General features: G+C 66.8%; 12 protein-coding genes. 10 read left to right on the top strand and 2 right to left on the bottom strand.

Going from position 1 to position 12115, the window contains the following annotated elements; all coding sequences use genetic code 11:
- The first annotated feature begins 36 nt into the window (after positions 1–36).
- The 6 genes from leuS to FHR94_RS00155 all read left to right on the top strand — a co-directional run bounded on the left by leuS (position 37) and on the right by FHR94_RS00155 (position 6375).
- The gene (gene leuS, locus FHR94_RS00180) at positions 37–2646 is read left to right on the top strand and encodes a leucine--tRNA ligase (RefSeq protein WP_183323315.1); all 2610 of its coding nucleotides are present in this window, start codon (positions 37–39) and stop codon (positions 2644–2646) included.
- Positions 2646–3137 (top strand): LPS-assembly lipoprotein LptE, encoded by a 492-nt coding sequence (locus FHR94_RS00175; protein ID WP_183323313.1) that lies wholly within the window; start codon positions 2646–2648, stop codon positions 3135–3137. The genes leuS and FHR94_RS00175 overlap by 1 nt, the downstream gene beginning before the upstream one ends.
- 27 nt (positions 3138–3164) lie before the next feature.
- Positions 3165–4217: a DNA polymerase III subunit delta gene (gene holA, locus FHR94_RS00170; RefSeq protein ID WP_183323310.1), complete on the top strand. Its 1053-nt coding sequence runs from the start codon at positions 3165–3167 to the stop codon at positions 4215–4217.
- A gap of 198 nt (positions 4218–4415) precedes the next feature.
- Positions 4416–4802, top strand: a complete 387-nt coding sequence (locus FHR94_RS00165) for a PA2779 family protein (RefSeq protein ID WP_183323947.1) — start codon at positions 4416–4418, stop codon at positions 4800–4802.
- 15 nt (positions 4803–4817) lie between these two features.
- Positions 4818–5768 carry a PA2778 family cysteine peptidase gene (locus FHR94_RS00160; protein WP_183323308.1) on the top strand — a complete coding sequence of 317 codons (951 nt, stop codon included), beginning with the start codon at positions 4818–4820 and terminating at the stop codon, positions 5766–5768.
- Between the two features lie 172 nt (positions 5769–5940).
- Entirely contained in the window at positions 5941–6375 is a 435-nt protein-coding gene (locus tag FHR94_RS00155; protein WP_183323306.1) for a DUF488 domain-containing protein, read from the top strand.
- 51 nt (positions 6376–6426) lie between these two features.
- Here FHR94_RS00155 and FHR94_RS00150 read toward each other — a convergent pair whose 3' ends face one another.
- Together FHR94_RS00150 and FHR94_RS00145 are read right to left on the bottom strand one after the other, a co-directional pair.
- Positions 6427–6945, bottom strand: coding sequence for a GNAT family N-acetyltransferase (locus tag FHR94_RS00150; protein WP_183323304.1), 519 nt, complete (start codon positions 6943–6945; stop codon positions 6427–6429).
- A gap of 330 nt (positions 6946–7275) precedes the next feature.
- Positions 7276–7545, bottom strand: a complete 270-nt coding sequence (locus FHR94_RS00145) for a hypothetical protein (RefSeq protein ID WP_183323302.1) — start codon at positions 7543–7545, stop codon at positions 7276–7278.
- 536 nt (positions 7546–8081) lie between these two features.
- Between FHR94_RS00145 and FHR94_RS00140 the strand changes: the two genes are divergently transcribed.
- The 4 genes from FHR94_RS00140 to FHR94_RS00125 are packed head-to-tail and all read left to right on the top strand — an operon-like array spanning position 8082 to position 12077.
- Positions 8082–8438 (top strand): hypothetical protein, encoded by a 357-nt coding sequence (locus tag FHR94_RS00140; protein ID WP_183323300.1) that lies wholly within the window; start codon positions 8082–8084, stop codon positions 8436–8438.
- Positions 8439–8476: 38 nt separating this feature from the next.
- Positions 8477–9073, top strand: coding sequence for a YjbF family lipoprotein (locus FHR94_RS00135; RefSeq protein WP_183323297.1), 597 nt, complete (start codon positions 8477–8479; stop codon positions 9071–9073).
- A 17-nt stretch (positions 9074–9090) separates the two neighbouring features.
- The gene (locus tag FHR94_RS00130; RefSeq protein WP_183323295.1) at positions 9091–9906 is read left to right on the top strand and encodes a capsule biosynthesis GfcC family protein; all 816 of its coding nucleotides are present in this window, start codon (positions 9091–9093) and stop codon (positions 9904–9906) included.
- 5 nt (positions 9907–9911) lie between these two features.
- Positions 9912–12077 (top strand): YjbH domain-containing protein, encoded by a 2166-nt coding sequence (locus FHR94_RS00125; RefSeq protein WP_183323293.1) that lies wholly within the window; start codon positions 9912–9914, stop codon positions 12075–12077.
- Positions 12078–12115 lie beyond the last annotated feature (38 nt).

Genomic DNA, 12115 nt, shown 5'->3' with positions numbered 1-12115 from the left:
CGCTGCTCTCGACTAGCAAGGTACCCGAAGACAGCGATGGACGCACAATACCAGCCCTTTGATATCGAACGCGACGCCCAGCAGTACTGGGTCAAGAACCAGTGCTTCAAGGCGGTGGAGGACGCCAGCCGCGAGAAGTTCTACTGCCTGTCGATGTTCCCCTACCCCAGCGGCAAGCTGCACATGGGGCATGTGCGCAACTACACCATCGGCGACGTGGTTACCCGCTTCCAGCGCATGCAGGGCAAAAACGTGCTGCAGCCCATGGGCTGGGACGCCTTCGGCATGCCGGCGGAGAACGCCGCCATCAAGAACCAAGTACCGCCGGCGAAATGGACCTACCAGAACATCGACTACATGCGCGAACAGCTCAAGGCGCTGGGCTTCGCCTATGACTGGAGCCGCGAGTTCGCCACCTGCGACGTCGACTACTACCGCTGGGAACAGTGGTTCTTCACCAGGTTGGTGGAGAAGGGGCTGGTCTACAAGAAGATGTCCACGGTCAACTGGGACCCGGTGGACCAGACGGTGCTGGCCAACGAGCAGGTGATCGAGGGCCGCGGCTGGCGCTCCGGCGCCCCGGTGGAGCGCAAGGAGATCCCGCTATGGTTCCTCAAGATCACCGACTACGCCGAGGAGCTGCTGGCGGATCTCGACAAGGTCGACTGGCCCGAGCAGGTCAAGACCATGCAACGCAACTGGATCGGCAAGTCCCGAGGGGTGGAGCTGGCCTTCGACGTGGCCGACCATGAGGATCAGGCCCTGGAGCCGCTGCGGGTCTATACCACCCGCCCGGACACCCTGATGGGGGTGACCTACGTGGCTGTGGCCGCCGCCCATCCGCTGGCTCGCGCCGCCGCCGAGGGCCAGCCCGACCTCGCCGCCTTCCTCGACGAGTGCGCCCATGGCGGCACCTCCGAGGCCGAGCTCGCCACCATGGAGAAGAAGGGCATGGCCACCGGCTACCAGGCCGTGCATCCCCTCACCGGCCGCCGTGTGCCGGTCTTCGTCGCTAACTTCGTGCTCATGGAGTACGGCACCGGCGCGGTTATGGCCGTGCCCGCCCATGACCAGCGGGATTGGGAGTTCGCCACCAAGTACGCCCTGCCCATCGAGCCGGTGATCGCCGACGATAACGGCCAGGCCCCGGACCTCAGCCAGGGCGCCCATGACGACTATGGCGTGCTGATCAATTCCGGCGAATTCGACGGCCTGGACTTCTCGGCGGCCTTCGATGCCATCGCCACCCGGCTCAAAGAGCAGGGCCATGGCGAGGTGAAGACCCACTTTCGTCTGCGCGACTGGGGTGTGGCCCGCCAGCGCTACTGGGGTGCGCCGATCCCGGTCAAGTACGGCCCCGAGGGCCAGACCGTGCCGCTTACCGACGACGAGCTGCCGGTGGAGCTGCCGCTGGAGGTCACCGTGGACGCTTCCGGCTCGCCGCTGAAGAAGATGCCCGAGTTCTCTGAGCTGGGCGACGGCTGGGTGCGCGAGACCGACACCTTCGACACCTTCATGGAGTCCTCCTGGTACTACGCACGCTTCTGCTGCGCCGACAACCCGGAGGCCATGCTCGACGGACGCGCCGACTACTGGCTGCCGGTGGATCTGTACATCGGCGGCATCGAGCACGCCATCCTGCACCTGCTCTACGCACGCTTCTTCCACAAGCTGATGCGCGACTTCGGCCTGGTGGAGTCCGACGAGCCCTTCCAGCGCCTGTTGACCCAGGGCATGGTGATCGCCGAGACCTTCTATCGGCCCACCGAGAACGGCGGCAAGGATTGGTTCAATCCCGCCGACGTGGTGGTCAAGCGTGACGACAAGGGCCGGCCGCTGAGTGCGGTGCTCGAGAGCGATGGCCAGCCGGTGGAGATGGGCGGCATCGAGAAGATGTCCAAGTCCAAGAACAACGGCGTCGACCCCCAGGCGATGATCGATCGCTTCGGCGCCGACACCGTGCGCCTGTTCATGATGTTCGCCGCCCCGCCCGAGCAGTCCCTGGAATGGTCGGACTCCGGCGTCGAAGGCGCCCATCGCTTCCTCAAGCGCCTGTGGCGCCTGGTGTTTGAACATATTGAGGCCGACCACCGGGCTGACGGCGAACCCGGCGAACTAGACGTCAGCGCCCTGGGCGACGCCCAGCGCGAGCTGCGCCGCAAGACCCACGAGACCATCGCCAAGGCCAGCGACGACATCGGCCGGCGCACCACCTTCAATACCGCCATCGCCGCGGTGATGGAGCTGACCAACGCCCTGGGCCGCTTCCAAGGCGAGCGCGACAAGCCCGACGCGCCGGATCTGGCGGTGGCCCGCGAGGCGGTGGAGGCCTGCGTGCTGTTGCTCGCCCCCATTACCCCCCACGCCTGCCACGCCCTATGGGCCGCGCTCGGCCATAAGGAAGCGGTGATCGATGCCCCTTGGCCAACCGTCGACGACGCGGCCCTCAAGCGTGACAGCATCGAGCTGGTGGTCCAGGTCAACGGCAAGCTGCGGGCCCGCATCGAGGTCGAGGCGTACGCCGACAAGGCCACCATCGAGGCCCAGGCGCTGGCCGCGGAGAACGTCCAGCGTCACCTCGAGGGCAAGAGCGTGCGCAAGGTGATCGTCGTACCCGGCAAGCTGGTCAACGTGGTGGTGGGGTGATGCAGCGCCGCACCCTGCTTCGGCTCGGCCTGGCCGCCGGCGCCACCCTGGCGCTGACCGGCTGCGGCTTTCGCCTGCGCGGCCTGGACGGCGCTGAGATAGCCCTCGAGGAGATGGCCCTGGCGGGTCCCGACAGCGAGCTCGCCCGGCTGGTGGCCGAACACCTCGAGCGTAGCGGCACTCGGGTCCATGCCGATGCCCCGCGTGTGCTCAACCTGGGCCCACCTCGCCTGTACGAGCGCAACCTGGGCGTCATGGATGCCGGCAACCAAGAACTAGAGCTGACCCTGGATGCGCCCTTCTCGGTTCAGCGGCGCGAGGATGGTGCCTACCTGCTCGACCAGCAACGCCTCGAGGTCAGCGAACGGATCAGCGTCAGCGATGACGACCTGCTGGCTCAGGACGACCTGCGCGAGGCGGTGACCGAACGGCTGCGGCGCGAGGCGGTCCGCCAGCTCATGGACCGCCTGCGGGCACTGGATGCGACGTGATGGCGCTGGATTGAAGAGGACGCTCACGTGAAGGTCTTTGCCGACAAGCTTTCCGAGTCCCTGGCCAAGAAACTGCCGCCGGTGGTGATCGTAGCCGGCGACGAGCCCCTGCAGCACACGGAAGCCTGCGATGCCGTGCGCACCGCCGCCAAGGAAGCCGGGATCGAGGAGCGCGAGGTGCTGCATGTGGAGGCCAACTTTGCCTGGGGACGGCTCACCGAGGCCGCCGCCAGCCTGTCGCTGTTCGCCTCCCGCAAGCTCATCGAGCTGCGCCTGGGCAGCGGCAAGCCCGGTCAGGAAGGGGCCAAGGCCCTGCGGGAATATGCCGAACAGATGGCCGGCAGCGACAACATGCTGCTGCTCTCCATGGGCAAGCTCGACTTCCGCGAACAGAAGAGTGCCTGGTTCAAGGCCCTGGACAAGGTCGGCCTGTTCGTCCCGGTCTGGCCGGTGGACGTCTCGCGGCTGCACTTCTGGCTGCGCGACCGGGCCGGCCACCACGGCCTGACCCTGGATCTGGATGCCGCCCGGCTGCTTGGCGAGCGCACCGAAGGCAACCTGCTGGCCGCCGACCAGGAATTGCAGAAGCTTGCCCTGCTCTGCTCCCCCGGGGCACGCATCTCGCCCCAGCAGGTCGCCGGGGATGTCGAGGACAGCGCCCGGTACGACGTCTTCACCCTGATGGATGCTTGCCTGAAGGGCGAGCGCGGGCGCGTCTCACGGATCATGGCCGGGCTTCGCGGCGAGGGCGTGGAAGGCCCCATCGTGCTCTGGGCCCTGACCCGGGAGCTACGCACCCTGCTCTCGCTCCACCAGCACCTCGACCAGGGACAGAGCCTCGAGCATGCCTGCAAGGCCCAGAAGCCGCCGATCTTCGACAAGCGCCGTCCGGCCTACCAGCAGGCCCTGCAGCGGCTGCCCCTGAAACGGCTGCACAAGCTGTTGCTGTTCGCCCAGCGCCTGGACCTCGCCATCAAGGGTGCCAGCCCCCTCCCGCTGTGGGATGGCCTGCACGACCTGGCCCTGACCCTGGCCGGCGGTCGCGGCCTGCTCGCGGAACTGCCCTCCTCGTATCGATAGCCCTTGCCCCTTGCCCCTTGGCGCTGGGCGCTGGGCGCTGGGCGCTGGGCGCTGGGCGATTCAACAGCATGAAATCCATCGTCATTTCATCCTATACTGGTCGGGCATCGCAATGCCGTCGGCCTCGGCCGGCATGCTCACGTCACCGACGGTGCCTGGAGCCGGAAGCCCATCCAACGAAGAAGGAACACCACGATGATCAACATCCTCCGCCGTACCGTCAGCCTGCTGCTGATCGCGACTCTGCTGCTCGGCAGCCTCCCGGTGGCCGCCGCGCCGGGCACCGGCCTGGTGGGAACGGAAGACGCGCTGGCCGCCAACCAGACCAGCACCGACCGCCAGCAGATCCGCGAGATCCTGGCCCGGGACGATGTCCAGCAGCAGCTGCTCGCCCAGGGCGTCGACCCGAGAGACGTAAAGGCCCGGGTCGCCGCGCTCTCCGACGACGAGGCCCGTCAGATGGCCGCGCAGCTCGAGGACTTGCCGGCTGGGGCCAGCGTGGTCGGCGCCCTCTTCGCGGTCTTCGTCATCCTGCTGGTGACCGATATCCTCGGCCTGACCGACGTCTATCCCTTCACGCGCTGATCGGGGAGCTACCGGATGTTAGGTCGCTACCGGCATCGTGCGAACGCCCGCCTCGCGGGCGTTCTCGCGTTGTGCCTTTATCTGCTGGCCCTGAGCGGCTGTGTCACGACGCCTCGGCTGGACCCCGTCACCGAACAGGCCCTGCCTGCAACGGCGCTACTCGACACGGTGCCCTTCCACGGGCAGCGCGACTATCAGTGTGGACCGGCCTCGTTGGCCATGGTGCTGAACGCCAGTGAGGTGCCCGTGACCGTCGATGCCCTGATCCCCCAGGTCTTCCTGCCCGGCCGGGACGGCAGCGTGCAACCGGAGATGCTTGCCACCGTCAGGCGCCAGGGGCGCGTTCCCTACCGACTCGAGGGCCGCCTGGATGCCCTGCTCACCGAGATCGCCGCAGGACATCCCGTGGTGGTCATGCAGAACCTTTCGCTGCCGGCCTGGCCGGTCTGGCACTACGCCGTGGCCATCGGCTATGACCTGCCGAGCGAGACCCTGGTGCTGCACAGCGGCCTGACACCCGAGCAGCGCACCGGCTTTGCCCGCTTCGACGCCACCTGGGCCCGCAGCGACCGCTGGGCCTTCGTGGCCCTGGCACCGGGTGAACTGCCGGCAGGAAGCCGCCCCGAACCGGCCATACGCGCCATCGCCGCCTTCGAGCGCGTTCAGGGAGCCGACACCGCGCTGCCTGCCTGGCAGGCCCTGGTCGAGCGCCACCCCCGGGCGGCCATGGCCTGGTTCGCCCTGGGCAATGCGCGTCATGCTACGAGCGATACCGCCGAGGCCCGCGATGCCTTCCGCGAGGCCGTAACGGTCGACCCCGACCTGGCCGTTGCCTGGCTCAACCTGGGCCTGTTGCTGAAGGATCAGGGGGCGTTCGACGCCTCACGAGAGGCCCTTGCCCAGGCCGCCTCGCGTCCCGGTCGATGGCAGGCACGCGCCCGCGAAGCCCTGGCGGAAGTACCGTAAGGACAGAGGCAAGGGTCGAGGAGCAAGGAGCAAGGAGCAAGGAGCAAGGAGAAAGGAGAAAGGAGAAAGGAGAAAGAAGAAAGGAGCAATAGGATAGGGCCCCAAGGAGAAGCTGGGTCGCAACGGCGCAGGGAAGCATCGCGCTCGTATCGCTAGCGAGGATCAGACTGTCATGGCCTACGATATCGTGCTCAAACGGGTCTATGCCGAGCCGCTACCCGAGGATGGCGCCCGGGTCCTGGTGGACCGCCTCTGGCCGAGGGGAAAACCGCAAGAGAGCCTGGCGCTCACCGACTGGTACCGGGAGGCGTCACCCTCGCCGACCTTACGCCGACAGTACCACCAGGGTGAGATCTCGAGCGGCGTGTACGCCGTGCGCTATCGCGGCGAGCTGCGCGATGCCCCCCAGCGCCTGATCCCGCTGATGCGCCATGCCCGACGGGGACGCCTCACCCTGCTGACGGCCGCCCGTCATATCGAGGACTCCCACCTGCCGCTGCTGCGCGACGCCCTGCTCAAGGCTCTGCGCGACGAGGATGCCGCGGACCGGGAGCCGGCCTCGCCACCCTGCTACGGCCACCTGCCACTCGCCAGACCCCGTCGATAGCCAGGAGCGGGCAAGCCCCCGAGCCCGCTTTTGCGTCTTGGCCCTTTGCCTTCAGCTCACCGCCGGTGCCGGGACCGGCGTCATGGCCAAGGGTGACCTCTCGATGATCGCCATCCGCATGAACACCTCGCCGCAGTCACTGCTTGCCAGTGCACGAAACCCCATACGCTGGTAGAGGCGCAGGGTGTCCACACGATCATGACGGCCCCACAGCGTCAGGTATTCGAATCCACGGTGGCGTGCCACCTCGGCGACCCCCGCCAGGACCTGGCGACATAGGCCGCAGCCGCGTACCTCCGGCGCTAGGAGCAACAGCGTAATGAAGGCGCTGTCGAGTGTCAGGTCATGGATGTAGAAGGCGCAGAATCCGCACAGGCGCCCCTCCACCTCCAGCAGGACGAACTCATCTCTCGCCAAGATGCGGTCAAGATAGGCCTCGAGATTGATCCCCTGTATCAGCGTCCCCTGCTGTCGGGCCTGTTCCTCACGGACCAGGTCGCGCACCAGCCGGCCGCGCCTGGCCAACTCGGCGCGACTCGCATGCCAGACACCTACCTGTGGCTGTGACATCGTTCACCCCTCCTGGCAGAGGCGCTGAATGCGCTATCTGCCCACCGTAAACTGGAAGCCTGAACGAGGCAGTACCGCCTGCTCCCGTCACCTTCGTCGCATGCCCGAATGGAATTAACCGAAACGACCAATTGACATACAAATTGTTACATTCAGGGGTAGTCTCTGCCACGTGATTTTTCTCATCCTTGATGAGGAAAAAATGACCGCTGTCGCGATGGAGAAGAGCCTGGTTTCACGGCAGGCCAAACCAGGCCCGTGCCGTGGATAAAGAAGGCGACAAGGAAACCCGGTATCGAGGAATCTTCGAGCAGTCGGCGGGAAGGGCCATTACCGGGTCGAGCGGCGCCCCTCGACCTTCACGTCACGCAGGGCGACACCATGCTTCCAGGCCTCACGGACAACCGCAGCGCGGCTTTCCTCGACGGCGAGGCGATGGATCACCACACGGCGCGGCAGAAAACACAGCTCGGCGCCTCCCCAGCCCACCAGGAAGGCAGGCAATCCCCACCACCACTGCCAGGCCCCCACGACCAGGTAGGCCAGAAGGATCAGCACAGGCGCGAGAATCAGCCCCCACCAGGCCTGATGGAGGCCCATGAACCGGTTGGCTCGCAACATTTCACGACGCAGCACCCGAGGTGACTTGGCGACAGGAGGACCAGAGGGGGCCATGTCGTTCATCGAGGCATCACATTTCTGTTGTAGGAATGAGGGTGGCAATTGCAATGTCAGGATTCTACAGAAGCAGGAGGTCGCAAATCCAGCCAGGATATTGGCCTCCCTATGCGGCTCGCCCTTTCGTCATTCGGAATAAGCAGCCAACCACGGCAATGCCTAAGAATAATAAATAATTTCCTTATTATAAAAACGAATAACAAAAAGCCTACCTCCTTCCGCACCCCAAGGAGCAATCAAATAATACCGGAAACAGGAGGAATATCAGAAAGGATGAAAGAAATCTCAGCCAAATGGCGATATATTCGTCAGCAGAATTTTCACTCTCCTGCGTAATATCCTTTACAATCACCCGAACATGCGGCAGCGCACAAACTGTTACACTGAGAAATGCCATTGCCTCAGTAGCAGATAGCCCATCCCGACAGGCAATGGTGACGACAAGGAGGGAACGTACCATGCGCAAGAAACCGTTAGCATTGATCGCCACACTCGGCATGCTGGCATCACCCCTGGCCATGGCCCAGGACCCCGCCGCCACCGGTACGGGAAGCGCCACCACCACCGGTGCCGCCTCGACCGGGGTCGGCAGCGGTACGGCGGCAGGTGCCGCGGCGGCCGGCATGTCCACTGCCGCGATCACCGGTACGGTGATCGCGACCGCCCTCACGCTCGGCGTGGCAGTCGGGGTCATGTCCGGCGACAGCGACTCGTCGGGCGCCTCGGGCACCTCGGGCACGACCGTTCCGGTCGGGCCTGGTGGCGGCGGTCCAACCGGCCCGACGGGTACGACCGGCACCACAGGCACGCGCTGATGCCCGGCGGCCTTGGTGTCCATCGAGGCCACCTCTGCGTGGCCTTGTTATTGCTTCCGCTATCGGCCTGCTCATCGCTGGCAGGTCAGACCCTCGAGGACGCCTGGGGCGGATCCCTCGAGGTGCATCGCGAACAGGCCCGCAAACTGCCCTATGCTTCGCTGCTGGTGAACGCCTATGGCAACCGGTCGCTGCTGGTGCTCGCCTACCAAGCGGGGGAGCCGGGCGATGCCACCACCCTGTGGCAAGCCCGGGATCAGGGCACGCTGACCCTGACGGACGGGCGGCTGTTCAGTACGGCGGGCTTCGGCCGCGACTTGCTGTCCCTGAGCCGCACCGCTCCCGCCGCGGGCGGGCGCTATCGCGTCAGCAGTCACTGGCAGGAGGCCGACGGCGCCGACCATCGGGCCCAGGGCCTGGCCACCTGGCAATGCCACACGCCCGAGTCGGTGTCACTGCCGCTGACCACGCTGGCACTCGAGCGCTGCGAGGAGACCGTCGACTGGCAGGGGGCCGGCACTAGTCACAACATCCTGTGGCGCGACCCCGAGACCCAGCGTCTCTGGGCCGGTACGGAGACGCCCTGGCCGGGGGCCGCGCCGGTCGAATGGCAGGTCGCCCGCCCCTGGTGGTAAGTGAGCAAGGAGGCAGCATGCACGACACTCTCTCAGGCCAAGCGCGCACACCGCGCTTTTGGCCGGCCACCCTGCTCATCCTGGCGCTGAGCCTGCCGCTGGCCCTTCCCGCATTCGGCCAGGCCGAAGCCCCCACCCTGCGAGATGCCTGGCTGCAGCAGGAGACTCAGCCGCCGGCCGGCTACGCCTTCATGCGCCATCGTGACGATGTCGTGGCGCAGACACGCCAGGGACGCGAGTTGGAAGCCGAGCTGGCCATCGTCGCCCAGCAGGCGGCCATGCAAGGCAACCTGGCCTGGGCGCATGCCTTGGGGGCCTGGCGACAAGGTGTCGCGGCTTACCACCAGCAGCCCGACCAGGCCCGCACCCCGGGACGCGCCGATATCACCGCCCTGGTGGCCAACCCCCGTCACGATCCGCCCCTGACCTCGCTGGCCAGCTATGGCGCCTGCCAGCCACCGAGCTGGGTCGAGGTCTGGCATGCCGGGGGCGTCTCCCGGGTTGCCTATCGGCCGGAACTGACCGTGTCACAGGCCTTGCGCGAGGCCTCCGACGGCGAGGCCAGCCGCCATAGCGACACCGCCTGGCGAATCACCCCGCTAGGCCAGGTCGACGAGGTCGGCATCGCCGCCTGGAACCACCAGGAAGTGGAGATCACGCCGGGCAGCCGCCTCGTCCAGCGGCTGCCGCTTCCGCTCGACGGATTCGCGCAGGATGCCTCGGCCCTCGGCGCCGCCTGGATCGACACCACTTTGCCTCACTACCTGGCGACACGCCTGCCCGGCGATCGCTGCACCCTGTATTCCGCCACCCTGCCGACCAGCGACCGGTAATACCGATGCCCAAGCGCCGCACCACGATCGATAGCCTCCCCCTCTTGCCGCCCCGGCTCGGCAGGCGGACACTGCTGGGCGCCCTGCTGGCCGCCGGCCCCGTCGCTCCCGCCCTGACCGGCGCGGCCTGGGGGCAGGCAGGCGACATTCACCTGGGCACCGCCCAGAGCGACTTCGGCGGCGTGGGGCTGATGCAGACCCCTACCGCCCGCATGGCGCCGACGGGCGAGCTGACCTTCTCCGTTAGTCGCACCGAGCCTTATCGACGTTACAACCTCAGCCTGCAGCCCACCGACTGGTTCGAGTTCACCTTCCGCTACGTGGAGGTCGAGGATCGTCTCTTCGGAGAACGCATCGCCGGCGACCGGGACTACCTCGACAAGGGCTTTGACGCCAAGTTTCGCCTGAAGCAGGAGAACCGCTACTGGCCCGAGCTGGCCCTCGGCCTGCGCGATGCCGGTGGCACCTCGCTGTTCGGCGCCGAATATCTGGTGGCCAGCAAGCGCTGGCACGATATCGACGTCAGCCTGGGCCTCGGCTGGGGCTACCTGGGCGAGCGCGGCGATCTCGCCTCGCCGCTGGGCTGGCTCGACGAGCGCTTCGACGACCGCCCCGAGCAGGCCGGTGGCGAGCAGGGCGGCGAGTTCGCCCTGGACCAGCTGTTCCGCGGCCCGGCGGCCTTCTTCGGCGGGGTGGAGTACCAGACCCCGTGGCGGCCCCTGACCCTGCAGCTGGAATACGAGGGTAACGACTACGAGGACGAGCCGGCCGGTTCCCCCGTCGACAGCGACTCGCCCTTTAACCTCGGCGCCCGCTATCAAGTCTCCGACAACCTGGCGCTGCGCCTGGGCTGGCAGCGTGGCAACACCGCCATGGCCGGCATCGCCTTGCGCGCCAACCTCGCCGGCCTGAGCCAGGTCAAGCGCGACGCCCCGCCGGTAGCGCTGGCCCCCGAGGGCACCCCGCCACGCGGCGACTGGCAGGCCGCCAGCCAGGCATTGCAGGAAAACGCCGGCCTTCGCGCCCTGCGCATCGTCGACCAAGGGGATGAGCTGGTCGTGGAAGCGGAAGCCACCCGCTTTCGTTCCCTGGCCAAGACCGCCGGGCGCGCCAATCGCATCCTGCACCACCACGCCGGTGAGGACGTCGAACGCTTCCGCTATCGCTGGTATTCCCAGGGACTGTTCCTGCGCGACGACGTGCACCCCCGGAAGAGCTTCGTGGCCGCCGCTACCTCCCGCGAGGCCGAGGCAGACTACCGCTACAGCCTCTATTCCCAGGCGGCCAGCGGCCCCGCCCGGGATGGCGAGGTGCGGGTGGACAATCCGGCGAAGCGCTGGGCGTACGGCATCTCGCCAGCCCTGAACCAGAACCTGGGCGGGCCAGATGGCTATCTCTACCAGCTGCAGCTGCGAGCCCATGGAGAACTCTACACCGACGCCAACGGCTGGTTCTCGGGCACGCTGGGCTGGACCCTGTTCGACAACCTTGATCAGTTTGACTTCATTGCTGACTCCGATCTGCCGCGGGTGCGCACCTTCCTCGGCAACTACCTGGCCGAGGGCGAGCTCGGGTTGACCAACCTCCAGTACACCCGCACCGCCCGCCTCGACGACAACTGGTTCGCCATGGGCTACGGTGGCCTGCTCGAGATGATGTATGCCGGCGTGGGGGGCGAGCTGCTCTACCGTCCCTTCAATAGCGACTGGGCCGTGGGGGCCGACCTCAACTATGTAAAGCAGCGTGACTTCGACCAGCGGTTCGGCCTGCGCGACTACACCACCTGGACGGGCCACCTGAGCACCTATGTCGAGACCGGCATCGAGGATGTGCTGGCCAAGGTCAGCGTCGGTCGCTATCTGGCCAAGGATGTCGGCGTCACCTTCGATCTGTCACGGGAATTCGACTCCGGCGCCATCATGGGCGCCTGGGCCACCTTCACCGATGCCGGCGACGACTTTGGCGAAGGCAGCTTCGACAAGGGCATCTACGTGTCGCTGCCGCTGGATGCCTTCTTTACCACCTCCACCCGCAGCCACATGGGGCTCGCCTGGGCCCCCCTGACCCGCGACGGCGGCGCACGCCTCGACCGTCGCTACCGGCTGTACGACATCACCCAGGACCGCGACCTGCACCGCCTGTGGGACCAGAGCGATCAGGCCTGGGAATAGCCGGCCCCTGGACGAGTGTCCCTCCACACGCAACGGGC

Origin of the sequence: Halomonas cerina, assembly GCF_014192215.1 — a bacterium.
GTDB lineage: Bacteria > Pseudomonadota > Gammaproteobacteria > Pseudomonadales > Halomonadaceae > Halomonas > Halomonas cerina.
This window is presented reverse-complemented; position numbering and strand designations above follow the sequence as displayed.